Annotated in this window: 24 protein-coding genes; all 24 read left to right on the forward strand. The window is 65.6% G+C overall.

Annotated elements, in window-relative coordinates; genetic code table 11:
* Window positions 1-63: 63 nt before the first annotated feature.
* The 24 genes from Q0C23_RS09635 to Q0C23_RS09750 all read left to right on the forward strand — a co-directional run bounded on the left by Q0C23_RS09635 (window position 64) and on the right by Q0C23_RS09750 (window position 26,091).
* Window positions 64-2,805: a sensor histidine kinase KdpD gene (locus Q0C23_RS09635; RefSeq protein WP_291512166.1), complete on the forward strand. Its 2,742-nt coding sequence runs from the start codon at window positions 64-66 to the stop codon at window positions 2,803-2,805.
* Window positions 2,806-3,537: a response regulator transcription factor gene (locus tag Q0C23_RS09640; protein ID WP_291512167.1), complete on the forward strand. Its 732-nt coding sequence runs from the start codon at window positions 2,806-2,808 to the stop codon at window positions 3,535-3,537. It abuts the gene before it with no gap.
* Window positions 3,537-5,363, forward strand: a complete 1,827-nt coding sequence (locus Q0C23_RS09645; RefSeq protein ID WP_291512168.1) for an SLC13 family permease — start codon at window positions 3,537-3,539, stop codon at window positions 5,361-5,363. The genes Q0C23_RS09640 and Q0C23_RS09645 overlap by 1 nt, the downstream gene beginning before the upstream one ends.
* A gap of 72 nt (window positions 5,364-5,435) precedes the next feature.
* On the forward strand, window positions 5,436-6,155 hold the full coding sequence (locus Q0C23_RS09650) for a DUF429 domain-containing protein (RefSeq protein ID WP_291512169.1): 720 nt from the start codon (window positions 5,436-5,438) through the stop codon (window positions 6,153-6,155).
* A gap of 89 nt (window positions 6,156-6,244) precedes the next feature.
* The gene (pdhA, locus tag Q0C23_RS09655) at window positions 6,245-7,231 is read left to right on the forward strand and encodes a pyruvate dehydrogenase (acetyl-transferring) E1 component subunit alpha (RefSeq protein WP_291512170.1); all 987 of its coding nucleotides are present in this window, start codon (window positions 6,245-6,247) and stop codon (window positions 7,229-7,231) included.
* Entirely contained in the window at window positions 7,219-8,199 is a 981-nt protein-coding gene (locus Q0C23_RS09660; protein WP_291512171.1) for an alpha-ketoacid dehydrogenase subunit beta, read from the forward strand. Before pdhA ends, Q0C23_RS09660 begins: the two co-directional genes overlap by 13 nt.
* A gap of 50 nt (window positions 8,200-8,249) precedes the next feature.
* Window positions 8,250-11,261, forward strand: coding sequence for an FAD-dependent oxidoreductase (locus Q0C23_RS09665; RefSeq protein WP_291512172.1), 3,012 nt, complete (start codon window positions 8,250-8,252; stop codon window positions 11,259-11,261).
* A gap of 14 nt (window positions 11,262-11,275) precedes the next feature.
* Window positions 11,276-11,767, forward strand: coding sequence for a phosphate-starvation-inducible PsiE family protein (locus Q0C23_RS09670; protein WP_291512173.1), 492 nt, complete (start codon window positions 11,276-11,278; stop codon window positions 11,765-11,767).
* 105 nt (window positions 11,768-11,872) lie between these two features.
* Window positions 11,873-12,157, forward strand: coding sequence for a FeoA domain-containing protein (locus Q0C23_RS09675; protein ID WP_291512174.1), 285 nt, complete (start codon window positions 11,873-11,875; stop codon window positions 12,155-12,157).
* A 22-nt stretch (window positions 12,158-12,179) separates the two neighbouring features.
* Window positions 12,180-14,492, forward strand: a complete 2,313-nt coding sequence (gene feoB, locus Q0C23_RS09680; RefSeq protein ID WP_291512175.1) for a ferrous iron transport protein B — start codon at window positions 12,180-12,182, stop codon at window positions 14,490-14,492.
* Entirely contained in the window at window positions 14,489-14,773 is a 285-nt protein-coding gene (locus tag Q0C23_RS09685; RefSeq protein WP_291512176.1) for a hypothetical protein, read from the forward strand. Before feoB ends, Q0C23_RS09685 begins: the two co-directional genes overlap by 4 nt.
* Before the next feature lie 95 nt (window positions 14,774-14,868).
* Complete coding sequence (gene erpA / locus Q0C23_RS09690) at window positions 14,869-15,219, forward strand: iron-sulfur cluster insertion protein ErpA (protein ID WP_291512200.1); 351 nt, start codon at window positions 14,869-14,871, stop codon at window positions 15,217-15,219.
* A 92-nt stretch (window positions 15,220-15,311) separates the two neighbouring features.
* A complete protein-coding gene (locus tag Q0C23_RS09695) occupies window positions 15,312-16,484 on the forward strand; it encodes a citrate synthase (RefSeq protein WP_291512177.1) in 1,173 nt (390 codons plus the stop codon).
* Window positions 16,481-17,776, forward strand: a complete 1,296-nt coding sequence (gene gshA / locus Q0C23_RS09700; RefSeq protein ID WP_291512178.1) for a glutamate--cysteine ligase — start codon at window positions 16,481-16,483, stop codon at window positions 17,774-17,776. The genes Q0C23_RS09695 and gshA overlap by 4 nt, the downstream gene beginning before the upstream one ends.
* Window positions 17,769-18,701 carry a glutathione synthase gene (gene gshB, locus Q0C23_RS09705; protein WP_291512179.1) on the forward strand — a complete coding sequence of 311 codons (933 nt, stop codon included), beginning with the start codon at window positions 17,769-17,771 and terminating at the stop codon, window positions 18,699-18,701. Before gshA ends, gshB begins: the two co-directional genes overlap by 8 nt.
* A 60-nt stretch (window positions 18,702-18,761) precedes the next feature.
* Window positions 18,762-19,319 (forward strand): YqgE/AlgH family protein, encoded by a 558-nt coding sequence (locus tag Q0C23_RS09710; protein WP_291512180.1) that lies wholly within the window; start codon window positions 18,762-18,764, stop codon window positions 19,317-19,319.
* Entirely contained in the window at window positions 19,312-19,758 is a 447-nt protein-coding gene (gene ruvX / locus Q0C23_RS09715; RefSeq protein WP_291512181.1) for a Holliday junction resolvase RuvX, read from the forward strand. Before Q0C23_RS09710 ends, ruvX begins: the two co-directional genes overlap by 8 nt.
* Window positions 19,755-20,261 carry a bifunctional pyr operon transcriptional regulator/uracil phosphoribosyltransferase PyrR gene (pyrR, locus tag Q0C23_RS09720; protein ID WP_291512182.1) on the forward strand — a complete coding sequence of 169 codons (507 nt, stop codon included), beginning with the start codon at window positions 19,755-19,757 and terminating at the stop codon, window positions 20,259-20,261. Before ruvX ends, pyrR begins: the two co-directional genes overlap by 4 nt.
* Window positions 20,255-21,241 carry an aspartate carbamoyltransferase catalytic subunit gene (locus Q0C23_RS09725; protein ID WP_291512201.1) on the forward strand — a complete coding sequence of 329 codons (987 nt, stop codon included), beginning with the start codon at window positions 20,255-20,257 and terminating at the stop codon, window positions 21,239-21,241. Before pyrR ends, Q0C23_RS09725 begins: the two co-directional genes overlap by 7 nt.
* Window positions 21,231-22,517 carry a dihydroorotase family protein gene (locus tag Q0C23_RS09730; protein ID WP_291512183.1) on the forward strand — a complete coding sequence of 429 codons (1,287 nt, stop codon included), beginning with the start codon at window positions 21,231-21,233 and terminating at the stop codon, window positions 22,515-22,517. The genes Q0C23_RS09725 and Q0C23_RS09730 overlap by 11 nt, the downstream gene beginning before the upstream one ends.
* Window positions 22,514-24,013 carry a HAMP domain-containing sensor histidine kinase gene (locus Q0C23_RS09735; protein WP_291512184.1) on the forward strand — a complete coding sequence of 500 codons (1,500 nt, stop codon included), beginning with the start codon at window positions 22,514-22,516 and terminating at the stop codon, window positions 24,011-24,013. Before Q0C23_RS09730 ends, Q0C23_RS09735 begins: the two co-directional genes overlap by 4 nt.
* 25 nt (window positions 24,014-24,038) lie before the next feature.
* Complete coding sequence (locus tag Q0C23_RS09740) at window positions 24,039-24,326, forward strand: hypothetical protein (protein WP_291512185.1); 288 nt, start codon at window positions 24,039-24,041, stop codon at window positions 24,324-24,326.
* Between the two features lie 6 nt (window positions 24,327-24,332).
* Window positions 24,333-25,688 carry a sigma 54-interacting transcriptional regulator gene (locus Q0C23_RS09745; protein WP_291512186.1) on the forward strand — a complete coding sequence of 452 codons (1,356 nt, stop codon included), beginning with the start codon at window positions 24,333-24,335 and terminating at the stop codon, window positions 25,686-25,688.
* 52 nt (window positions 25,689-25,740) lie between these two features.
* A complete protein-coding gene (locus Q0C23_RS09750; protein WP_291512187.1) occupies window positions 25,741-26,091 on the forward strand; it encodes a hypothetical protein in 351 nt (116 codons plus the stop codon).
* Window positions 26,092-26,103 lie beyond the last annotated feature (12 nt).

Raw genomic sequence — 26,103 nt, forward strand, 5'->3', positions numbered from 1 at the left:
CGCCGCGGCCCTTACCCTATGATGCCGAAGAGCGAGGGCGCCACGGCTGGCCACAAGGAACCCATGAGCGACGACAGTACAGAGGATAGACCGGACCCCGATGCCCTGCTGGCGGCGGTGCAGAAAGAAGAGGCCGCCAAACAGCGGGGACGACTGAAGATCTTTTTCGGTGCAGCGCCCGGGGTAGGCAAGACCTACGCCATGCTTCGCTACGGCCTGGACGAGATGAACAAGGGTCGGGACGTGCTCATCGGCGTGGTGGAAACGCACCAGCGCAGCGACACCCAGGCCCTGGCCGACGCCCTGCCACAGCTCCCCCTGCGGGAGGTACAGCACCGCAACGTCACGCTCAAGGAATTCGATCTGGACGCCGCCCTGGCGCGCCGTCCCGGTCTGCTGCTGCTGGACGAACTGGCCCACAGCAACGCGCCGGGCTCCCGTCACCAAAAGCGCTGGCAAGACCTGGAAGAGCTTCTGGACGCCGGCATCCACGTCGCCACCACCGTCAATGTCCAGCATCTCGAGAGCGTCAACGAAGTGGTGCGCGCCATCACCGGCGTGCAGGTGCGCGAAACCGTGCCCGATCGCATCATTGCCGAGGCGGAAGAGCTCACCCTGGTGGACATCAGCGATACCGACCTCCTTCAGCGCCTGAAGGAGGGCAAGGTCTACCTGGGGGAGCGCGGTGAGCGGGCCATGGCCAACTTCTTCCGCAAGGGTAACCTCATCGCCCTGCGGCAGCTGGCCATGCGCATCGCCGCCGATCGCGTGGATCTGGAACTGCGCCAGTTCAATGCCGAGAACCCGGAAGACTCCAAATCCGGCGGCGGCGTGCGGGAGCGGCTGATGGTGGCCATCGGCATGTATCCCGAGGACGAACATCTGGTGCGGGCGGGCTATCACCTGGCGACGGCCTTGCGCTGTCCCTGGATCGTGGTACACGTGGATACCCCCCGGGGATTGCTGCAGAAGCCCGAGGAGCAGGCGTGGCTGTGGAGCCACCTGCATCTGGCCGAACGTTTGGGTGCCGAGACCGTGCGCCTGACGGGCGTGGACGTGGCCGCGGAGATCCTGGCCTATGCCGAACTGCGGGACGTGACCCAGATCCTCGTCGGTCAGGCCCAAGGCCTGCGTCGCTACATCTGGTGGTGGCCCGGCTCGCTGCTGGGCAAGCTGCTCAACCGGCAGCGGCGCATGGATGTGGTCGTGCACCCCCTGCCCCTGAAGAAGGCCGTGAGCGAGGAGAGCCTGGAGCGAAGTCGTCAGTACCTGGGCATGACCATCAGCCCGGAGCAACGGCGCCAGCGCAACCGCGCCCTGGCCATGGGTGCGGGCCTCGGCATCGGTCTGTCGCTGCTCGCACTGGCCCTGAATCCGCTCCTGGGTCTGCCCAGCGTCTTCCTCCTGTACCTGGTGGGTACCGTGGGCACGGCTCTACACTACGGGCGCTGGCCCTCCATCATCGCCCTGTCCAGCGCCCTGGTGACCTTCTACGCCTTCGGTCTCAGCCGCGGTCTGCCGGCCACCCTCGGCTCCCTGGTGACCTTTGGCATCATCCTGGCCCTGGCCGTACTCATCAGCCAATTGGTAGCTCGCTCCCGCGAACAGGAAAACATGGCGCGCATGCGCGAGCGGCGGGCGCGCAATCTCTACACGCTGGTGCAGGCCCTCAGCCGTCTGCGCAGCGCCCCGGAGATTCTGACCACGGCGGCGGAGCAGATCCACAGTACCCTCGGCCTCAGCACCGCCTTCTGGTTGCCGGCAGGGGCCGACGACGGCTTGCCCCTGCGGCTGCTGCCAGAGGACACCGATCTGGGGGAGCAGCGCGATGGTCTGCAGTCCGCAGCCGTCTGGGTCTTTCAGCACGGTCGCCCGGCGGGCATGGGCACCGATACCCTCTCGGGTCTGCCGGCCCTGATGCTGCCCATCTCCGCCGGCGAACGAGTGCTGGGGGTGATGATGGTCAGCGACGTGGAGATCCGACGCACACCGGCGGACTGGCTGCGCTACATGGAGACCATCACCCGTCTGGTAGCCGTCGCCCTGGAGTCGGCCCGCACCTTTCAGCGGCGCAGCGAGGCCGACCTGCACCTGCAGCTGGAACGCATGCAGAGCGCCCTCTTGAGCGCCGTCTCCCACGATCTGCGCACACCGCTCACCACCATTCTGGGCTCTCTCGCCACCCTCGAGCGCCTGCACGGCACCCTGCCAGAGGCAGAACAGCAGCAGCTGATTCGCGATATCCGCACCGAGACGGAACGCATGAGCCAGACCATGGAGCGCATCCTGCGGGTAGCCGCTCTGCTGTCGGGCGGTGCCGAACTGCACAAGGAGTGGGTACCGCTCACGGAGATTTTGGGCAGCGCCCGGCGAGAGCGCGAGAGTCTCTGCGCCGATCGCCCCTTCAACGTCCAGATCCCCGCCGATCTGCCCTTGCTGCACGGAGACCCCACCCTGCTCACCCAGGTGCTGGGCAATCTCATCGAAAACGCCTGCCGCTACACCCCGCCGGGTAGCGCCGTGGATATCCAGGCCTGGGCCAATCCGCAGGAGATCTTCGTCTGCGTCATCGACCACGGCTATGGCATCCCGCCCGGGCGCGAACGCGAGATCTTCGAGCGCTTCAGTCGCGTCAAACCGCCGGTTGGCACGGGAGGCAGTGGCCTGGGTCTGGCCATCGCCCAGAGTGTTCTGCAGATGCACGGCGGGCGCATCTGGGCCAGCAACCAGGTCATGAACCGGGGCGCCAAATTCTGTTTTTCCCTGCCGCGGGAAGCGCCGCCCTCTCTGCCCAAGGAGGAGTAGGTGGCAGAAAACGGCACGATCCTGCTGGTGGAGGATGATACGGCCATCGCCCAGTTCCTGCGTCGCGCCCTCGCCGCCGAGGGCCGCTACCAGTTGCAATGGGAAAACACCGGGACCAAGGCCAAAGCCGGTCTGCGCCAGCGGCGGGCACAGGGGTCGGACCCCTTCCTCGCCGTTTTCCTGGATCTCGGCCTGCCCGACGGCGACGGCCTGGACCTGATCCCCTGGTTTCGCCGGGAAGCGCCGGAAAGCATCGTCATGGTGCTGTCCGCGCGTGGCCAGGAAGCCGACAAGGTCGAAGCCCTGCAGCGCGGCGCCGACGATTACCTGACCAAGCCCTTCACGGTGGGAGAGCTGCTCGCTCGGCTGCAGGCGCACCTGCGTCGTCTTGGCCGCAAAAGCGAGCAGGGGCCTCTGCGGGTAGGCGATTGGATCCTGGTGGACGATCGCCGCTGCCTGCAGTTGGGCGATCGGGAGATCCCCCTCACCGCCAAGGAATATCAACTGCTGCGCCTGCTTCTGCGTCATGCCGGTGCGGTACTCACCCACCGCCAGATCCTCGCTGCCATCTGGGGGCCGTCCCACGCCGAGGACAATCATTACGTGCGTATCTATATCCAGCGCCTGCGTGAAAAGATCGAGACGGATCCCAACGCGCCACAGTACTTGATCACGGAGCTCGGTCTGGGCTACCGTTTGCTCGTTCCCGACCAGAGCCGGAGCCAGCCCTGATGCCCGTCGACACCCCGAGCATCCACGCCATCGCGGTCATGATCATCGCACTGCTGGCGCTGGTGTCCTACAGCCGTCAGAGCATCCCGGTGGCGACCACGAGCCTGGGCATCCTGGTGATCATTCCCCTGTTCTTCGCCTTGCTGCCCATGCACAACGGCCACGGCACCCTGGATCCCACCATCTTTTTCCAAGGCTTCGGCAACGAGGCCCTGGTCGCCATCGTCTCCTTGATGGTGGCCGGTGCTGCCATCGTCCACACCGGCGCTCTGGAACCCTTGGGCCGCTTCCTCAGCAAAGTCTGGAACTGGGCGCCGCCCCTGGCTCTGCTGCTGGTGCTTCTGGTCACGGCGGTCCTGAGCGCCTTCGTCAACGACACCCCGCTGGTCGTGCTCCTGATTCCGCTGCTCACCAGCATTGCTCTGCGCACCAACCGGCCGGTGTCGCGCATGCTCATGCCGCTGGGCTTTTCCGCCCTGATCGGCGGTATGGCCACCACCATCGGCACCTCCACCAACCTCGTGGTGGTGTCGGTGGCGCAGTCCCTGGGGCTGCCGCCCATGGGGATGTTTCACTTCACCTTGCCCGCGGCCATCGCCGGTGGTGTGGCCATGCTGTATCTCTGGCTCATCGCACCGCTGCTCCTGCCCAACCGCCCGACCCCCTCCGGTGACCGCTCGCCGCGCATTTTCAATGCCAAGCTCAAGCTGAAGGAGGACAGCAAGTTTGTCGGCAAGACCCTGGCGGAGCTGCGTAAGGATGTGGGCGACATCAAGGTCAGTCGGGTACAGCGCGGCGAGCAGATCCTCGTACCATTTCCGGACCTCAAGCTCGCCGCGGGCGACGAGCTGCAGGTGCGCGATTACGCCGATAAGCTGAAGGATCTCGAGGCTGGCCTGGGGGCGGAACTGACCCTGGGCGACAAAAAGCATGAGTCCGCGGAAAAGGACAAGAACAAGGACGAAGACAGCGATCAGCAAGTGGTGGAAGTCGTGATACTGCCCGCCTCACCGCTGGTGGGGCGGACGCTCAAGGGCAGCCGCTTCGCGGCCCGCTTCGACCTCGTTCCCCTCGGCATCTACCGTCGTGGTACCAGTCTGCAGACCGACGATCTGGAAGCGGAGCGGCTGCGCAACGGCGACGTCATCCTGGTGCAGGGCTCGCGTGAGCGAATCGCCGAAATCCGTGCCCGCGGCGATCTCACCTTCCTCGATGCCAGTGTCGATCTGCCACGCAGCAAGAAAGCGCCTTTGGCTCTGCTCATCATGCTTGCCATCGTCCTGCCGGCGGCACTCAACCTCCTGCCCATTGCCGTGACCGCTCCAGTGGGGGTTCTACTCATGATCGTCACCGGCTGCATCGAGTGGCGCCAGGTGGGCGGTGCCATCAGCGCCTCCGTCATCCTCCTCATCGCCGCCGGTATCGCTTTGAGCACGGCGCTGGTCAAGACGGGCGCCGCCCATTTTCTGGCCCAGGCCTTCCTCAGCCTGACCCACGGGTTGCCACCGACCATCCTGGTGGGACTCATCCTCTTTTTCGTGGCTTTCCTCGGCAACGTCGCCTCGCACACCACCGGCGCCCTCATCGGCGCCCCCATCTCGGTCCAGATTGCTCACGGCTTGGGGCTCTCTCCGGAACCCTTCCTGCTGGCTGTGCTCTTCGGTGCCAATCTAGGCTACGCCACGCCCATGGCCTACCAGACCAACGTCCTGACCATGAATGCGGCGGGCTACACCTTCATGGACTTCTTCCGGGTCGGGCTGCCCTTGTTGATCCTCATGGGTGTGCTCATCAGCTGGATGTTGCCGCAGTTCTTTCCCTTCTGAGGGTGCGGTGCCCACCGCAGCGGGACACTCGACCACCCACCGGACAGGTGCAAGCGTCGCCGGGGTCAGTCGGTGACCGTCCTTTCCGTCGACCTCGCCTATAGACGTTACCGCGATTGCGGAACGGTGCTCCTGCGGCGGCAGGCGGGCGCCATCGCCGTCGATTTCCCGTCCTTGGAGCTTTCCGGCACGCCGGCGCCCGAGCCCTTGGCGGCGCGACTCGCCCACATCGCGGCCGAGGCTCAGGTCCACTGTATCCTCCTGGACGGCCCCCAGGCCTGGAAGGATGAGGACAACGGGCTCGTGCACGCGCGCCGCTGCGAGCGGGCCCTCAATACCCCGGCCAAGACCGGCCCGCCGGGACAGGTGAAGCCGGCCAACTATGGACCCTTCGTCGAATTTTCCATCGCCGTCTTCGATGCCCTGGAGCGCCTGGGCTGGCCACGTCTGGAGGACCCGCTGCGACCACGGCGGCGGAGCGTAGAGTCCTTCCCCACCGCCGCCTGGCGCGGGCTTGGCCTGCTCAGCCTGCCGGCGAAGAGCAGAACCCATCCCGCCGATCTTCAAGAGGCGCTCAGGCGCTTGTGCGCGGTCTTCCACCTGGAACTCGCCCGCGAACCCAATCACGACGAGCTCCAAGCCATCGTGGCCGGACTCGGCGGGCTTGCCCTGGAAGCTCAGAATGGTGGGGGTTTTCGCGCCGAGGGCGTACCGCCCTTCCGGAAGGCGGGCAGCCCGCGCGAAGGTTTCATCCTGCTACCTCAAAGCCGGTTTGGACTTTTCCCAGACTGAGCGGGGTCCTCCTGCCCTTGACGCTCGCGCCGGGGCTAAGCCATCATTGACCGGATTTACCTTCAACCAGAATCGTATTCAGGAGGATCATGGACGCGACCGACCAGAAGCGCCTGTTGCGGGAGATGCTCTTCGCCCGCCGCTTTGAGGAGCGCTGTGCAGAGGCTTATCAGGAGCGGCAGATCGGCGGTTTTCTGCATCTCTATCCCGGTCAGGAAGCCTGCGCCATCGGCGTGCTGGAAAAGGCACGTCCGGGCCACGACTATGTGGTCACCGGCTATCGGGACCACATCCACGCCATCAAGTCGGGGGTCGACCCCAAGGCGGTCATGGCCGAGCTTTTCGGCAAGGAAACGGGCTGCTCCAAGGGTCGCGGCGGTTCCATGCACATCTTCGATCCGGACCGGCATTTCATGGGCGGTTATGCGCTGGTGGGCGGGCCTTTTCCGCTGGCTGCCGGTTTTGGCAAGGCCATCCAGATGCGCGGCGGCGACGAGATCAGCATCTGCTTTCTGGGGGACGGGGCCAATAACCAGGGCACCTTCCACGAGACCATGAACATGGCCAGTCTCTGGGATCTGCCGGTGCTCTTCGTCTGTGAGAACAACCTCTACGGCATCGGCACGGCCATCGAGCGCGCCACCGTCGAGATCAACCAGTACAAGCGGGTGGCGCCCTACCGCATCGAGGCGGCGCAGTGCGACGGTCAGGACATCGATGTGGTCATGCAGCACGCCGAGACGGCGGTGAACTACGTGCGCGAAAAGCGCCGTCCCTACTTCCTGGAGCTCATGACCTACCGCCTGCGCGGTCACTCCATGTCCGACTCTGGCGCCTACCGCAGCAAGGACGAGGTGGAACAGTGGGCACGGCGCGATCCCATCGGCATCTACAAGGCCCGCCTCGTCGCCGCCGGGGTGCTGAGTGAAGCCGATTTCGCCGCCATGGACCAGGCCGTTCAGGACGAGATCGAGCAGGAGATCATTCCCTTTGCCGAGCAGAGCCCCGAGCCGGCGGTAGAGGATCTGGAGCGCTACGTCTACGTCGAAGGAGGCTGCACGGCATGGCAGAACTGAGTTATTGGCAGGCCATCCTGCGCGCCCACGACGAGGAGATGGCGCGCGACCCGCTGGTCTTTGCCATGGGCGAGGATATCGGTGTCGCCGGCGGCACCTACAAGGCGACCACGGGCCTCTACGCCAAATACGGGGAGAAGCGGGTCATGGATACCCCTATCTCCGAGAACAGCTATACGGGTATCGGTGTGGGTGCTGCCATGCTCGGCTGCCGCCCCATCGTCGAGATCATGAGCGTCAACTTTGCTTGGCTGGCCATGGACCAGCTGATGAACAACGCCGCCAAGATCCACTACATGTCCGGCGGCCGTATCCGCTGCCCCTTGGTGCTGCGCCTGCCCGGCGGTACGGCCCACCAGCTGGGGGCACAGCACTCGGCGCGCATGGAAAAAGTCTTCATGGGTGTACCCGGCCTGCGCGTCGTCACCCCCTCGTCCCCCCGCGATGCCTACGGCCTGCTGAAGAGTGCGGTCCGCTGTGACGACCCGGTGGTGATCATCGAACACGAGGCCATGTACAACCTCAAGGGCGAAGTGCCGGACGATGAGCACTTCACTCCCCTGGAGGGCTCAGAGGTGGTGCGCCCGGGCAAGGATCTGACCCTCTTTGCTTACAACATCAGCGTGCACTGGGCTCTGGCGGCGGCGGAAAGACTCGCCAAGGAGCAGGGAGTGGAGGCAGAGGTCGTGGATCTGCGCGCACTCAAGCCCCTGGATCGCACGGGTATCGCCGCCAGCGTGCGCAAGACCCATCGTGCCATCGTGGTGGAGGAAGACGAGGCCGCGGTGGGAGTGGGTGCCGAGGTCATCGCCATCCTCAACGAGGAATGCTTCTTCGAGCTCGATGCGGCACCAGTGCGGGTCCACGCCCGGGACGTGCCTACCCCCTACAACCGGCGCCTCGAGAAGGCGTCCATTCCCAACGCCGATGACGTCGTCGCGGCGGCGCGCAAACTCCTGGGTCGCTAGGCCAAAAGCTCGGCCGCCCCACCCCTTCTGTCCTGAGGAATTCGTAGACCATGGCTGAACCCTACGTCATCAAGATGCCCCAGCTCTCGGACACCATGACCGAGGGCGTACTCGTCTCCTGGGAAAAGCAACCCGGTGATCGGGTGGAACGGGGCGACGTGGTGGCCACCATCGAAACGGACAAGGCCATCATGGACGTGGAGGTATTCCGCTCGGGTTTCCTCGCCGGGCCTTTGGCGGCCGTGGACAGCGTCGTACCCGTGGGTGAGGCTATCGCCTATCTGACGGATACCCCGGTGCAGTCCATCGAAACCGCCGACACGGCCGTGACAGGCGCCGCCGAACCGGGGGCTGCTCCAGGAACGGCGACCGCGGTGAGTACGACCGCACCGGCGCCAGCCGCCCCGGCCGCGCCCGCCGACAATGCACACCCCATCAAGATGCCCCAGCTTTCGGACACCATGACCGAGGGCGTGCTGGTGTCCTGGGAAAAGCAGCTGGGCGAGCGGGTGGAGCGTGGCGATGTGGTGGCAACCGTCGAGACGGACAAGGCCATCATGGACGTGGAGGTCTTTCGTTCGGGCTTCCTGTCGGGGCCCATGCTGGCCGTGGACAGCGTCGTCCCTGTGGGCGAACCCATGGCCTGGCTGGTGGATACCGCCGACAAGGTGCAGCGCGGGACGACGACAGCCGCTCCCCCCACCCCGATCAAGACCGTCGATACGCCTCCTGCGGAGACGGCCAAAGCACCGGCAAAGGATGGGCGAGCGGCAGAGGCCGACGCGCGGGCGCCAGCGCCACGTCCTGACGAGAACGTTCTCCCTGCTCCCCGTCCCCAGGGGGCTAAGGCCAGCCCCTATGCCCGGCTGCTGGCGGGCAGCCGCGGTCTGCGCCTGGATGGTGTGCAGGGCAGCGGGCCCGATGGGGTCATCGTCGCCGCCGACGTCCCTGGCGGTACCGCCGCGGCTGTCGTCGAATCGGTGCCCGTGGCTGGTGAGGGCCGGCCCATGACGGCCATCGAGAAGTCCATCAGTCAGGCCATGACCGCCTCCCTGAGCATCCCGGTCTTCCACGTGACCATGCACATTCGTCCCGAGGCCTTGCAGCGTGCGGCCAAGGCAGCGGGTGTCTCCTTCACCGTGGCCCTGGCCAAAGCGGTGTCCGAGGCGCTGCGGCGCCAGCCTCGAATCAATGCGGCCTATCAGCATCCGGATCGCATCGTCGAGGGGCGGCCGCACGACATCGGTATCGCCGCCACCACCGAGGATGGCAGTCTGGTGGTACCGGTGCTGCGCGACCTGGCCCACAAGGACGTCCAGACGCTGCAGGAGGAGTGGAAGCCGCTGCTGGAAAAGGCGCGCAAGCGGCGCCTGAGTCCGGCGGACTATCAGCACCCCACCTTCACCATCTCCAATATGGGCATGTACGGCGTCAGTCAGTTCGACGCCATCGTCACCCCCGGGACGGCGGCCATCCTGGCGGTGGCGGCGACGGGACCGGAGGGTATGCCCGTCACCATCACCGCCGATCATCGGGTGGTGAACGGCGCCGATGCCGCGGCCTTCCTCAAGGATCTCAAGGAGCTGGTGGAAGCTCCGCAGAGCTGGCTCGCGGCCGGTGGTCCCGCCATTCCCCCGGGCGACTACGATGTTCAGGTACTCGTCATCGGTGCCGGTCCCGGAGGTGAAGATTGCGCTCGGGAGCTGGCCGAGAACGGTATCCGCGTGGCCATGGTCAACCATGCGCCCCTGCCCGGTGGTGAGTGCCTCTGGCGCGGTTGCATTCCTTCCAAGGCCTGGCGCGCGGCGGCGGATCGCATCCGGAATCGCGAGCACGATGCCGCCATGGGGATCCACTTGGGCGAGGCACGGCTGGACTGGGAACAGCTGGAGAGGCATCGGCGCGGGATCGTCCAGACCCGTGGGGAGATGGCGCTGAAGACGGATCAGGGCATGAAGATCCAGTTCCTCGAGGGCCACGCCCGCTTCACCGGTCCGCACAGCGTCGAGATCGAGGGCAAGGACGCGCGCACCCTCAGCTTTGGCGCCTGTGTCATCGCCACTGGGGCGCCTGCCTTCGTGCCGCCCATTCCCGGCGCCCAGGAAGCTCTGGCGGCAGGTGCCGCCGTTACCTCGGATACCGTCTGGAATCTGTCCGCCCCACCCAAGCGCCTGTGCATCATCGGTGCCGGCGCCATCGGCATGGAAATGGCGCAGATGTTTCACGACTTCGGTGCCGACGTCACGGTTCTGGAGGCGCTGCCACGCCCCGTGGCCGAGATGGAGGCCGAACTGGCCGAGCAGCTCATGCGTGCCCTGGCCAAGAACAGTCCGCGACTAAAGGTCCTCACCGGCGTGCAGGTGGAGGAGATCGCGGGGAAGGCGGGCGACCTGCGACTGCGCTATCGCAAGGATCAGGAAACCCAGACGGTTGGCGCGGACCTGCTCCTCATCGCCACCGGCAAGCGCCCCGACTGTTCCCGACTCGCCCTGGACCGCGCCGGGGTACGCCTGGGTGAGCGCGGCGCCATCGCCGTGGACGCGCGCGGCCAGACCTCGGTACCCCACATCTATGCGGTGGGTGACGTGGTGGGCGGCTACATGCTCGCCCACACGGCCGCCCAGCAAGGACGGGTGGCGGCGGCCAATCTTCTGGGGCACCACGCCGTCTACTCGGCCAGCAAGGACTGCGGGGTCACCTTCACCCGACCTCAGGTGGCCTTTGTCGGTCTGACAACGGAGCAGGCCAAGGCCGCCGGCCTGGATGTGGTGGAGGTCAAGGTCCCCATGAGCATCGATGCCAAGGCGATGATGACCGGGGAAACGGACGGCCTCATCAAGATGGTGGCGGAGCGCCGGAGCCACCGCATCGTCGGCGTCCACTTTCTGACGGATCACGCCGATACCCTGGTAGGTGAGGCGGTGATGATGATCAGCGCTGAGCTCACGCTGGAGCAGGTGGCCACCGCCATCCATCCGCACCCCACCCAGACGGAGCTCTTTGGCGAAATGGCGCGGCGGCTGCTTTCCCGCCTGCGCCGCTCGGCGCGGGCCAAAACCTGAGCGGTACAGGGCCCGTGAACGAGGGCAAGCGCACGGCACCTACGCACCCATCCCAGATCCTGCCGGGCAGTTTCGTGGAGGGTCTGCGGGGGACCATCCTGCGCTTTTACGCGAAGATCCTCGACGTCATCGTCGCGGTGCTCATCTTCCTGATGCTACTCACCCTGATTTTTGCCGTGGCCAGCCTGTTCTGGGATATCTACGGATCTTTGGTGGACTTTCGTCAGGAAGAGGTGATCCGCAGTCTGGTGTCGGATGTGCTCTCGGTCTTCGTGCTCATCGAGCTCTTCCGTACCTTCACCGACTACCTGGAGTTTCACCGCATCCGTCTGCGAGTGCTGTCGGAGGTCGCCATCGTCTTTGTCCTGCGCGAGCTTTTCATCGGCCTCTACGCGCACCGCCTGGGCCCGCTGGATCTGCTGGCCACCGCCGCGCTGTTGGCGGTGCTCGTCGGGGCGCGCATCGCCGCCGTGCGCTTCACCCCCAGGCACGGTGATCTGGACTGACAGGAGCCATGAAGAGAGCCAGGGAGAAAACCGGATAGTGTCATGTTGAAAATGATTACCATTATGATATAGTCCGCTCACGAATCCTTTGGGAGTGTGAGCGTCATGACCCAAATCTCTCCTTCTCTGGTAACTCTCGGCCGTGCCACCCAGGGTAGCCCGGTGGAGATCTGCGCCATCCAGACTTCGCCGCAAGAGCGGCGACGTCTGCTCGGTCTCGGTCTGCGTCTCGGCAGTGTTGCCCACATCTGCCAAGGACCCAACGCCCAGGGCGTCGTCCTGCAGATCGGCAGCGTGCGCATTGCCCTGGGTCGGCCCTGGTTGGAAGTCATTGCGGTACGGCAGCGGCCGTGCCCAGCGGCGCCAACACTGGCGGAAAAGCGTGTCTGAGCCTATGCAAGCGGCGACAGCAATGCCGATCAGCGCTGGTGGACCCAGACGGGTCATCGCCCTGGTGGGCAACCCCAACAGCGGCAAGACCACTCTCTTCAATGCCTTGACGGGTGCGCACCAGCAGGTGGGCAACTGGCCCGGGGTGACGGTGGAGCGACGGGAGGGGCGACTGCGCCTCGATTCCGGACGCGAGCTGATGCTCGTGGATCTGCCGGGTGTCTACAGCCTCCTGGGCGGCGGCGGCCTGGATCAGGACATCGCCCGGCAATATGTGCAGAGCGGTGCGGCCGACGGGATCGTCCAGGTAGTGGACGTCGGGAATCTGCAGCGCCACCTGTTGCTCACCCATGAGCTGCTGGAGCTCGGCGGCCCCTTGCTGCTGGTTCTCAACATGATGGACGAGGCCCGCGCACGGGGCCAGCTGCCCGATCTGGACGCACTGCGCCAGCGTCTGGGCGGCATCGTCGTGCTACCCATCGTCGCCCGCCGCGGCGAGGGTCTGGCGGAGCTGCGCCACGCCCTGGAAGAGGACTTTCCGCGCGCGGACGCGCATCTCCCTCCCCTCTATCCGCCGGCTATCCAAGACATTCTGTCGGTACTGCGCGCCGGTACCGGGGACCTCGGGCCATTGGATCGCCTGCGCACGCTGGAGGGTCTGGCAGCCGTGCCACCAGAGCACGAGCAAGGCTTTCGCGAGGCGCGGGAAGCCATAGTGGACAAGACCGGTGAGGATGCCGCCGACGCGCTGGCGGCCGCCCGCTTTGCCTGGGCCGAGGAGACGGCCAGCGCCGCGCTGCCAGCGGTTTCGGACGCTTTACCCCGGGATACCTGGACACAGCGCCTGGATCGTTGGATCCTGCATCCGGCCGCGGGTCTGCCCATCTTCCTGCTGGTGCTCTACGCCCTGCTGGTGAGCAGTTTCAATGCCGGCGCCATCTTCCAGGACTTTTTCGAGGATAGCAGCAAGGCGCTCTTCGTCCACGGCCTGGGCCACGTGCTGCTCGCCGCGGGACTGCCGGACTGGAGTGTGCAGGCGCTGGCAGGGGGCCTCGGAGGCGGCGTGAGCATCGTCCTCAGTTTCGTCCCGCCCATCGCCTTCACCTTTCTCTTTCTGGCGGCCCTGGAGGATTCCGGTTACCTCGCGCGGGCGGCCTTCACCATGGATCGTTTTTTTCGCCGGCTGGGTCTGCCAGGCACGGCCATGGTGCCCATGGTCATCGGCTTTGGCTGTAACGTACCGGCGATCATGGCGACGCGCACCGTCGAAGACCCGCGGGCGCGGGTAATCACCGCCTTGATGCAGCCCTTCATGTCCTGCTCGGCACGCCTGGCGGTGTACCTGGCCTTTGCCGCGGTTTTTTTTCGGGGCTACGGTGGTCAGGTAGTCTTTGCTCTGTATCTCACCGGCATCCTGGCCGCCCTCGTCACGGCCTGGCTGCTGCGGCGGGGACCACTGCGGGGAGCGGACCGACCGCTGGCGCTGGAACTGCCGCCCTATCGCTGGCCGGGACTGCGCAGTGTCGTCCTGCACGCCTGGCAACGTCTGCGGGTCTTCGTGCTGCGGGTGGGCAAGGTCATCGCCGTACTGGGGGCCGTGCTCCTGCTTCTGCCGGGCATCGGTTGGGTCGACGGTGGGCTGCGCGGCACCGATATCGATCACTCCCTGTTGGCGCAGGGCAGTCGGGCTCTGACCGTCGTCTTCGCCCCCATGGGTATCGGCGAAGAACAGTGGCCGGCCGTAGCGGGGCTCGTTGCCGGCGCCATGGTCAAGGAGGTGGTCATCGGGGTCATGAACGGCATCTATCAGCGGCAGGAGAGTGCGGACCTGATGGCAGCCTACCGGGAACCCGCGATCGGCGCCGAGTTGCGCGCTGCTGTCCTGACCATCCCGGCGCACGGGCGAGAATTTCTGAAGAATCTGACGGATCCCCTGGGCTTTGCCAACATCGGCGACACTGCTGCCAGCGCTGCGGCCGCCGGCGCCGACCACGCCACGCTCCGCGGGCTGGCAGCGGGCTTTACGGATCTGTCGGCCTTTGCCTACCTGCTCTTTGTCCTGCTCTATCTGCCCTGCGCCAGTACTTTTGCCGCCCTGCGGCGGGAGCTCGGCAGCCGCTGGGCCTGGTTCTCCATGGTCTACAGCCTGGCGCTGGCCTGGCTTCTGGCAGGAAGCGTCTATCAGCTGGGGACCTTTGACCGCCACCCATCCCAGTCGCTGCTCTGGCTGGTCATGGTCCTGACGGTGGTGCTGGTCTTCTGGTGGTGGTGGCGACGTCCCGGGCACATCGCCATGGCCGAGACCCACATCCTCGGGCGGGGACCCGGATCGTGAACAGCCCTCTTTTCCGAGTGCGCGATGCCTTGCGCACCGGACCGCAAAGTCTTGCGGAGCTGGCGCGGGCCACGGGCCTCGACAGCGACAGCACGGCCCTGGCCTTGGCGCACTGGCGTCAGCGCGGGAAGATACGCAGGATCTTTGCCCTTGGGACTGCCGCCCACGGCGGATCCACCTGCGCCAGCGCCTGTGCCGCCTGCCGCGGCTGCGCTGCCGGGGCGGCGGCACCATCCCGGGACGAGTCGCGCTACCTCTGGCTGGACCAAGACCAAACTTGACGACGGCGGCCATGGACGAGCAAACTAGTCGGGTATCAGCATATCAGAGCGCTAACGCGCGGGAGAACCCTTTCATGAGCACTGCAACCGAAAGCATGACCAATCTCAGCGAGCTGCCGCCCGTCATGACCCTGACCACCAACGCGGCGGAGAAGATCAAATCCCTCATCGAAGAAGAGGGCTCTACGGATCTCAAGCTGCGGGTCTTCGTCACCGGCGGCGGCTGCTCCGGTTTTCAGTATGGTTTCACCTTCGATGAGAACGTCAACGACGGCGATACGGAAGTGGAGCAGCACGGCGTTACCCTGCTGGTGGACCCCATGAGCTATCAATATCTCGTAGGCGCCGAAATCGACTACAGCGAAGGCCTGGAAGGGGCGCAGTTCGTCATCAAGAATCCGAACGCTACCACCACCTGCGGCTGCGGCTCCTCGTTCTCGGCCTGAGTCCTATCGCTTTACCGGGGAGACGCTCTCGTCTCCCCATCCTCGCCCGTTCTGGGTTATGATCCGGCCTTTGGCTGCGTTGAGGAGTCGTTATGGCCGAAACATCCGTCGCCCCGGGTCTCGAGGGCATTCCCGCCACCCGTTCCAGCATCTCTGAAATCGACGGGCAGGCCGGCCGCCTCTCCTATCGCGGCTACCCCATCGACGAACTGGTCGAGCACAGCAGCTTCGAGGAGGTTGCCCTGCTGCTGCTGGACGGTGATCTGCCCAGCGCCGAGGTACTGGAGCGTTTCGATCGGGGCCTGCGCAGCCACCGCCAGGTCAAGTATAACGTCCGCGAAATCATGAAGTTCATGCCCATCACCGGGCATCCCATGGACATGCTCCATTGTGCCGTGGCCAGTCTCGGCATGTTCTACCCCCAGCAGGAGCTATCCGACAGCGAACGGGAAAACGTCTCGCACCTGGATGCCATGGCCATGCGCATCATCGCCCGCATCCCGACCATCGTCGCCATGTGGGAGCAGATGCGCTATGGCAACGATCCACTGCCGCCGCGGGCGGATCTGGGCCACGCCGCCAATTTTCTCTACATGTTGACGGGAAACGAGCCGGACCCGCTGCACGCCCGCATCCTCGATGCCTGCCTCATTCTCCACGCCGAGCACACCATCAACGCCAGCACCTTCTCGGTCCTGGTGACGGCATCGACCCTGACCAACCCCTACCACGTGATCGCCGGAGCCATCGGCACTCTGGCCGGTCCCCTGCACGGGGGCGCCAACCAGAAGGTCATCGAAATGCTGGAAAGCATCGGCCGGGTGGAACGGGTGGGAAGCTTTCTGGACGAGCGCCTGGCCCGCAAGGAAAAAATCTGGGGCTTCGGTCATCGGGTCTACAAGACCCGGGATCCGCGCGCCGTCCTGCTCAAGGAAATGATGCAACGCCTGGCCGAGGCCGGCAATCTCCGGCACAGCCAGCTCTTCGACGTGGCCCTGGAGCTGGAACGTCAGGCCAGCGAGCGGCTCGGACCCAAGGGTATCCACGCCAATGTGGATTTCTACTCCGGTATCCTCTACCACGAGATGGGGATCCGCAGCGATCTGTTCACCCCCATCTTCGCCATGGCTCGTTCTGCGGGCTGGCTGGCACACTGGCGTGAGCAGCTGGCGGACAATCGGATCTTCCGTCCGACCCAGGTCTACACTGGCGCCGGGCCCCGCCATTATCCGCGCCCAGCCTCGGCGAAGAGCCAAAGCGCATGATCGGCGTCCTGGGCACGGCGCCGCGCCTGGCCACGGATCGGGTCGAGGCGCTCCTCTCTCTAGAACAGCACCTGATCACGGAACAGTGTGCCATCGAACGCTGGTTTCGCTGTCAATGGCAGAAGACACCTCCGCCTTTCTATGCCTCCGTGGACCTCCGTAATGCCGGTTTCAAGCTCGCGCCCATCGACACCAACCTCTTCCCGGCGGGCTTCAACAATCTCAATCCCGAGTATGCCGCCCTTTATGTGAGCGCGGTGCAGCACTATCTCAGTCAATACCACCCGGGGCTGGAACGGGTGTTGCTGCTGCCGGAGAACCATACCCGCAACGGCTTCTATCTGGAGAACGTGGCGCGTCTGGCGGAACTTCTGGAGCAGGCGGGCCTGAACGTGCGGGTGGGCTCTCTCAAAGGGGAGTTCCAGGAACTGGAGCTGCCCTCGGGCGGACGCCTGCGGCTGGAAGCCCTGGAGCGGGAGGGAGATCGTCTGCAGGCAGGGGATTTTCGACCAGAACTGATCCTGCTCAACAACGACTTGTCGGCCGGAACCCCGCCCCTGCTGGAAGGCCTGGCCCAGCCCATTCTGCCGCCTTTGGCGGCCGGCTGGCGGACACGGCGCAAGAGCCAGCACTTTGCCCACTATCGCCGTCTGGCGCAGGAGTTGAGCGAGGTCATCGACATCGACCCTTGGCTCATCGACCCCATTTTCCGCCGCTGTCAGGGCATCGATTTCCTGCGCGCAGAAGGTCGCGACTGCCTGGTGGCCAACGTCAACGCGGTGCTGGACGCCATCCGCGAGCGCTATGCCCACTACGGCATCTCGGCGCGTCCCTTCGTCATCGTCAAGGCCGATGCCGGAACCTACGGCATGGGCGTGATGACGGCGTACTCCGGAGAGGAATTCCTGGAACTCAACCGCAAGGCCCGCACCCGCATGGCCAAGAGCAAGGAAGGTCTGCCGGTGAGCGATGTCTTCATCCAGGAGGGCGTCTATACCTACGAGCGCACCGCCGAGGATGCCGTGGCGGAACCGGTGGTCTATCTGGTGGGGCAGCAGGTGCTGGGCGGCTTCTATCGCGTCCACCGCGAACGTGGCGAGGACGAGAACCTGAATGCGCCGGGGGCGCACTTCGAGCCCATGGCCTTCGCCGAGACCGGAATCAATCCCTGTCGCAATTCGCCCCCGGACGCTCCCGTCAACCGCTACTACGCCTACGGCGTCATCGCGCGTCTGGCGGTCATGGCGGCAGCGCGGGAGGCGCAGGATTGGAGCGCCCAAAACCATGCTTGAGGCCGCTGTGCTCATGGATCCCATCGCGGGCATACAGCCGGCCAAGGATAGCACCTTTGCCATGCTGCTGGCGGGGCAGCGGCGAGGGCACCGCCTTTGGGTGTTCACCCTCGCCGAGCTCTGGGCCCGGGACGGGCGCGCCTGGGGACGGCTGTGGCCGGTGGAGGTCTGGGACCGCAGTACCGACTATTACCGCCTGGGGCCGGCGGTGGAACGCCCGCTGGCGGAGCTGGATCTGGTGCTCATGCGCAAGGATCCACCAGTGGATCTGGACTTTCTGCTGGCCTGCCATCTGCTGGACCACGCTGGTACCTGGGTAGTGAACGATCCGCGCAGTCTGCGCGAAGCCAATGAGAAACTCTTCGCCCTGAACTTTCCGGAGTTCCTGCCGGAGCACCTCATCAGCCGCGATATCCCGGCCTTGCGCGCCTTTTTGGGCGAGCACCGGGAGATCGTCGTCAAACCCCTCAACGCGCGCGGTGGTGAGGGGGTTTTCTATCTGCGTCAGGGCGATCCGAATATCGGCAGTATCCTGGAAACGGTCACCCAGTGGGGACGGCATCCGGTCATGGCGCAGCGCTACCTGCCGGCCATTCGCCAGGGCGACAAGCGAATCTTGCTGGTGGACGGGGAACCCATCCCCACGGCCATGCTGCGGGTGCCGGCCGCCGACGACTTCCGCGGCAACCTGGTGGCCGGGGCGCGGGCAGTGGCGGCCGATCTGGACGCGCGCGAGCGCGAGATCTGCGCCCGCGTCGGCCCCACGTTGCGCGCGCGGGGGCTACTCTTCGTAGGGCTCGACGTGATCGGCGGTTACCTCACCGAGATCAACGTCACAAGCCCCACGGGGGCGCGGGAAATCCAGCGTTTTTCCGGTATCGATGCGGCGGATCTGCTATGGCAGCGGCTGGAGCGAGGAGCCTGACACGGCCTCGGCACACTGGGTGTACCTGTCAAAAACCGATAAAGCAGGTATCATGAAGGCATGAGCTTTTCGTCCCTCAAGAACCACCTCCTCATCGCCATGCCGAATCTGCACGACGGCATGTTCGATCGCAGCGTCATCGTCATCTGCGAGCACGGCGCGGAAGGTGCCATGGGACTGGTCATCAATCGTCTACTGGATATCCCCCTGGCCAAGGCCCTTGAGGCCGTAGGCATTACCCCGCCCGAGGATGCCATCCAGAAACCCGTCTACTGGGGCGGCCCGGTACAACCGCAGCACGGTTTCATCCTCCACGATGGCGCCGGTGACTGGCAGGTGAGCATGCCCGTGGGCGATGGGCTCTTCTTGACGAGTTCGCCGGACATTCTCGCGGCCATCGCCGAGCACCGCGGTCCGGAACACTTTCTCCTGGCCCTGGGCTACGCCGGCTGGGGCGAGGGGCAGCTGGAGCAGGAGCTGAGCGAGAATTCCTGGCTGCATGGGCCCATCGACCTCAGTGTCCTCTTCGACCTCCCCCCTGCAGAGCGCTGGCAGGCGGCAGCCCGAGGACTCGGGGTGGACATGCGCTTGCTCAGCGGCGCCGCGGGACATGCTTGAAGACCACGCAGCCTCCGCCTCCGGTCCCTGGCTCGGTGTCGACTACGGCAGCCGGCGCATCGGCCTCGCCATTCTCGCCCATCTGAGCATCGCACCCCGTCCTCTGTGCACCCTGGCCAATGGTGCCGGCGGGCCCGATTGGCGGACCTTGGAGAAGATCCTGGCGGAGTGGGCGCCCGTAGCCTGTGTGGTTGGCCTCACCGCCCACGCCGATGGTACGGAAACCACCGTCACCCGCGCGACCCGGCGCTTTGCCGCGGCCTTGCAGGAGCGCTACGGCCTACCCATTCTCTGGCAGGACGAGAGCCTTAGCAGCGTCACCGCCGAAGCGCGCCAGCGTGCAATGCACCAAGGCCGCCGGCAAACGCGGGCGGACCTGGATCCGCTCGCTGCCTGCGAGATCCTGCGCGGTTTTCAGAGCGAGAGGTGTCATCCATGAACTCCCGTTTCGATGTCGATGCCCTCCTGAACACACTGGCAGAACAGCTTCGGCCTCTGGTGGACCCCGCAGCGACGGCGATGATCGGCATCTTCACCGGGGGCGTCTGGGTGGCGCGCGCCCTGCATCACCGTCTGGGCCTCGTGCTGCCTCTGGGCGAACTGGATATCTCCTTTTACCGCGACGATTTCAGCCGTATCGGTCTGCACCCGGAAGTACGTGCCTCGCGGCTGCCCTTCGATGTGGAGGATCGTGATATCCTTCTGGTGGACGACGTTCTCTATACCGGCCGCACCGTTCGTGCCGCCCTCAATGAAATCTTCGATTATGGGCGGCCGCGGCGCATCCGCTTGGTGGTGCTGGTGGATCGCTGCAGCCGGGAACTCCCTATCGCCGCCGATTTTTCGGCCCTGCAACTGCGCCTGGACAGCCACCACGAGATCAAACTCAACGGCCCGGAGCCCCTGCGTCTGGAAGTGCAAGCGCGGGAGTCCGGATCGTGACCGGCCTGCGTTTTGGCGACGGCAATCCGCAGTACGACCGCCAGGGGCGGCTGCGCCACCTGCTCAGCATCGAGGGCCTGCGAGAGATCGATCTCCTGCAGATCCTGGATACGGCCGAGTCTTTCCTGGGCATCGCCCAGCGGGCGATCAAGAAGACGCCGACCCTGCGTGGACGCACCCTGGTAAATCTCTTTTTCGAGAACAGTACCCGCACCCGCAGCACTTTTGAGCTGGCTGCCAAGCGTCTGTCGGCGGACGTGCTCAACATCGCCGCGAGCCAAAGCAGCGCCACCAAAGGCGAAAGCCTCCTGGATACGGTAGACAATCTCATGGCCATGCAGGTGGACGGTTTTATCGTGCGCCACCCGGAGGCGGGCGCCGCGCACCTATTGGCCAGGCATCTGGGCGATCGGGCCCTGGTGGTCAATGCCGGCGATGGTCAGCACGCCCACCCCACCCAGGCCCTCTTGGACGTCTTCACCATCCGACGCCTGGCGGGGCCGGTGGAACAGCAGGTGGTCTGCATTCTCGGTGATCTGCTGCACTCTCGGGTGGCGCGAGCACTGATCCACGCCTTGTCGATCCTCGGCTGCCCCGAGATCCGGGTACTGGGGCCGCGTACCCTGGTACCGCCGGAATTCGCCAGTCTGGGGGTACAGGTCCACCACGATCCGCGCGACGCCCTGCCCGGCGCCAGTGTCGTCTATGCCCTGCGCCTGCAGCGGGAGCGCATGGAGAGCCATCGTTTGCCGAGCCTGGACGAGTTCCATCGGCGTTTCGGCCTGACCCCGGAACGTCTGGCCCTGGCCGCGCCCGGCGCCCTGGTACTTCACCCGGGACCCATCAATCGCGGTGTCGAGATCGGTAGCGCCGTAGTGGACGGACCGCAATCCGTCATTCTTGCCCAGGTAGAGCACGGGTTGGCAGTGCGCATGGCGGTGTTGAGCCTCCTGGCGGGAGTGGGTGGCCATGAAGACTGAATCCCGCCTCATTCGCGGTGCACGCCTCTTGGACCCTTGCACGGGCCTCGACGCCGTAACCGATCTGGCCATCGACCGGGGGCGGATCCTGGCCGTCGGCGAGCTCCCCGCCGGCTTCACGCCGACGGAGGTCATCGATGGCCAGGGTTGCTGCCTCTGCCCGGGCTTCATCGAAACCAGCTTTCAGGGGCACACCCCAGGCTCCGGGCGCGACGGCAGTCTGGCCTCGGAGCTGCGGGCCGCGGCAGCGGGGGGCTTCACCAGTGTGCTCCTGCGTCCGGACACCTCGCCCGTGGCCGACACCCCCGGAGTGATCCGGGAACAGCAGGCTGAGGCGGCCGCCGCGGGGCTTATTCGGGTCTTGCCCTGTGGGGCCCTGACGCCAGGCCTGCGCGGGCGGGAGCTGAGCGAGATGGCGGCCCTGCTGGAAGCGGGTGCCGTCGCCTTTGGCCAGGCCCAGCGCAGCATCGAGGATACCCAGCTTCTGCGCCTCGCCTTGAGCTACGCTGCGGACTTTGACCGTACCGTCCTGCTCCACCCCGAGGATGCTCGTCTGGCGGCGGATGGGGTGATGGACGAAGGGCCTCTGAGTCTGCGTCTCGGCCTCGGCGGTCGGCCCCGGCTGGCGGAGGACATCGGTCTCTATCGCGATCTCCAGGTCGCTCGCCTGGCCCGTGCCCGCGTGCACTTTCCTACCCTCAGCAGTGCAGCGGCTGCGGAACAGATCGACGCGGCGCAGGCGGCGGGCCAGGCGGTGACGGCGGGGGTCAGCATCCACCACCTCCTGCTCACCAGCCAGGACATCGGCACCTTCAACACCCACGTCAAGATCCTGCCGCCACTGCGCGACGCGCGCCAGCAGGAAGCTTTGCGCCAGGCTCTGGCGCGCGGCACTCTGTCGGTATTATCGGCACAGCACGAGCCCTGGGGACCGGATCATCGGGGCTCGACCATGACGGCGGCTCCCTTCGGCATTGCGGCCATCGAATACCTGCTGCCCCTGGCCCTGAATCTGGTACGCGCCGGCCTGCTGTCGATGCTGCAACTGGTGCAGCGTCTCACCACCGGGCCGGCGGCCGCCCTGGGTCTGCCGCTGCCCAGCCTGGCGCCGGGTTCGGTCGCGGACCTCTGCCTGTTTGACCCGGAGCAGCCCTGGGAGGCGTCGGCCAATGGCTGGAGTGTGGGCGACAACCACCCCTATCGCCACTGGGAACTGCGCGGTGCGGTGCGCCTGACCCTGCGGGACGGACGCATCGTCCATCGTCGGGAGCCATGAATCTGCGCCCCAATTCCATTTCCCGTCTGGTGGTGGTGGGCTTCGGTCTGGCTATCGTCCCCCTGGTGCTGGTCATCGTCAGTGTCACCATCGCCATCGCCCATTTCGCCGAGGAGGGCCAGGCAGGCATCCTGCGGGCAGTGGCTCTCAGCGACTCGGCCAACCGTATGAGCAGCGCCGTGCGCTCCATGGAACGCTACGGGCTGCAATACACGGTGCTGCAGGACTCCGCCTTGCTCGTGCTGTTTCAACAGAGTTATGAGGAATACCAGGATGTCAGCGCCCGTTTTCGCAAGGCGGCACCCACCCAGACGGATCTCGCTCGTCTGCATCGACTCAACGCGCATCTGCGCCAGGCGCGGCGCCTGCTGCCAGTCGCCGCCTTGGAGGGCAACCGCAGTGCCCTGGAAAGCGAATTCAGCCGCGCCAACGGCGAGGTGCAGCGGCTGCAGAGCGACGTCAACGACGGCATCAGCGCCGAGGTGGCCAAGCTCGGCACCCGGGCTCTGGCCATCAAGCGCCTGACCATCCTCGAGGTGCTGCTGGTGCTGCCCCTGTCCATCGCCGTCGCCCTTTTTTTCATCGTCCTCATCACCCGCCCCATCCGCCGTCTGGACCACGCCATCACCGGTCTGGGCGCTGGCGATCTGGATAGCCCCATCCGCGTCAACGGCCCGCGCGACATTGCCAGCCTGGGCGACCGCCTGGAGTGGCTGCGACAGCGCCTGGGCGAGTTGGAGGCGGCCAAGATCCACTTCCTGCGCCAGCTCTCCCACGAGTTGAAGACCCCCCTCACGGCGATCCGCGAAGGTGCCGAGCTCTTGCAGGAGGACCTGGGCCACGAGCTGGATCCCGAACAGCGCGAGATCGTCCACATCGTCCGCGATAACAGCCTGCGCCTGCAGCGGCTCATCGAGGATCTTCTGCGCTTCAGCATCGCCGAAGGACCGGTGGCGGCTGGGATGCAACAGGACGTTCGCCTGGATCAGCTCCTGGAGGAGCTCATCCAGAGCTACAAGCCCGTGCTGCGCAGCAAGAATCTGCGCCTGGAACTCGCCCTTGCCCCGCTCCTCGTCGCCGGTCATCGCGACCGCCTGCGCACCATCTGCGACAATCTGCTGTCCAATGCGGTGAAGTTCTCGCCCCAAGAGACTACCATACGCCTGCAGCTGGAAGCGCAGGAGGGGAATGCCGTTCTCGATGTCATCGATGCCGGCCCGGGGGTGACGCCGGAGGAGCGCGAGAAAATCTTTGATATCCTGTATCGCGGCAGTGCCAGCGGCCAAGGAAAAGTGGAAGGCAGTGGCCTCGGGCTAGCCATTGCCAAAGAATACGTGACGAGCTATGGGGGAAGTCTTGAAATTGTCGATTCCGATGGTCCCGGTGCGCATTTTCGGTGTCGCTTACCGATGGCGCCCGAGTCTCGCGCTGATACTGGTACTGACCAGCCTCAGCGGCTGCGCAAGCATGCCGAACGAGAAACCCAAAGCCCCTAGCGTGGTCCTCGCCCCCGGAGAGGTCGTGGTGTCTGCAAGCCGTCTCGCCGCTCTCGAGGCCAAGGTCGCGGAGCTGGAGAAGGCAACGCCGGCCACTGCCGACTGTCGTTCGGCCCAGAGCGAGGCCAGCAGCCTGGCCCGTCAACTGGCCGCCGCACGCGCCGGCGACCCGGGCTATCAGAAGCTGGAAGCCAAGGTAAGCGACCTGCAGAACCGCCTCAACCAGGCGCTGCAGCGCGAGGGCGAGCTGCGCAAGAAACTCAATGAGCTGGTCCAGATTGAAAAGAACGCCCGCGTACCCCAGGGAAACTGAAAACGCATGGACAAAGGAAAGATCCTGTTGGTAGATGACGACGCAGACCTCTTGCGTCTGCTGTCCCTGCGCATGAAAAGCGCGGGCTATGCCATCCTCACGGCCGCCAATGGCAGTGAGGCCCTATCGGTGCTGGCCATGGAGCATCCGGGCCTGGTCATCACCGACCTGAAGATGGACGAGATGGACGGCATGGCTCTACTGGACGCCATCCGCCGCGAGTACCCGACGCTGCCGGTAATCATCCTCACCGCCCATGGCTCCATACCCGACGCCCTGGTCGCCGCCGACCAGGGGGTTTTCGCCTTTCTGACCAAACCGTTCGACGGCAAGGATCTGATGGCGCAGGTGGATCGCGCCTTCAATCTCACGGCGGCCAGCACCGGCAGCCGCAAGACTTCGGACCTGGGTTTCGAGCGCATCCTCACCCGCAGCCCACGCATGCAGGCGGTGCTGGATCAGGCTCGCCTGGTAGCGGCGTCCGACGCCAGCGTCTTCATCCACGGCGCCAGCGGCACGGGCAAGGAGCTGCTGGCCCAGGCCATTCACCAAGCCAGTCCGCGCCGGAGCAAGGCCTTCGTCGCCGTCAACTGCGGCGCCTTTCCCGAACAGTTGCTGGAATCCGAGCTCTTCGGCCACAAAAAGGGCGCCTTTACCGGTGCGGCCAGCAATCACGTGGGCCTGTTCCAGGCCGCCGATGGCGGCACCCTCTTTCTGGACGAGATCGGCGACATGCCCCTGGCCCTGCAGGTGAAGCTCTTGCGCGCCCTGCAGGAGCGGGTGATCCGTCCGGTGGGGGCGACGGAGAGCATCCCGGTGGACGTGCGGGTGATCTCCGCAAGCCACCGCGACCTGGAAAAGGAAATGGCGGAACGGCGCTTTCGCGACGACCTCTACTATCGCCTCTGCGTGGTCACTCTGGAGCTACCGTCTCTGGCGGAACGACCCGAGGACATTCCACTGCTCGCCGAGTTTTTTCTCCGCGACACGGCCAGCAAGAACCGCAAGGATGTCCGCGGCATCGCCCCGGAGGCCATGGAACTGCTGGTGGCGGCTCCCTGGCCCGGCAACGTCCGTCAGCTCGCCAATGTCATCGAGCAGGCGGTCGTCCTGTCCACCACTCCGCGCATCGGCGCCCCCCTCATTCGCCACGCTCTGCGCGACCGCGAGGGTGAGGTGCTGCCTCTGGCCGATGCCAAGGGCCGTTTCGAGATGAACTACCTCATCCAGATCATGCGCATGACCCGTGGCAATGTGAGCCAGGCAGCGCAGCTGGCGCAGCGCAACCGCACCGAATTCTATCGCCTGCTGCGGCGCTACCACCTGGATCCCGCGGCCTTCAAGGAAGAAGAGTCCGACTGATCCTTGGCAGGGACAGCGGAGCGCGCTATGGTAGGGTTCGGAGGTATGCCCTATGCCCGCATCCAACCTGTTGGATATCCTCGGTGTCATCATCGCCATCTGCGTCCTGCTCTTTCTCGCTGTGGCCTTCACCTATCTCGTAGCCCCACAGTTTCTCGATCGCAGCTTGCGCGGCCTCGGCCTGCATCGGGGCATCGGCGCACTTACCGCCGCCAATGTCTTCAGTGCCCTAGGCAAGCTCGGCGGCTTCATGGTGCTGCTCGGGGTCATCACCCTGGCCATGGTCTGGTTCAATGCCTGGCCGCGCGGCTGGCTGATCCCGGCCATTCAGGAGCTGGTGATGGCGGTGATACTCCTGGGCGTTGGCTACTTCGGCAGTCGCGGACCTTCGGGCAAAGCCTGAGGGACAAGGGCC

Origin of the sequence: Acidithiobacillus sp. (genome assembly GCF_023256195.1) — a bacterium.
Taxonomy (GTDB): Bacteria; Pseudomonadota; Gammaproteobacteria; order Acidithiobacillales; family Acidithiobacillaceae; genus Acidithiobacillus_A.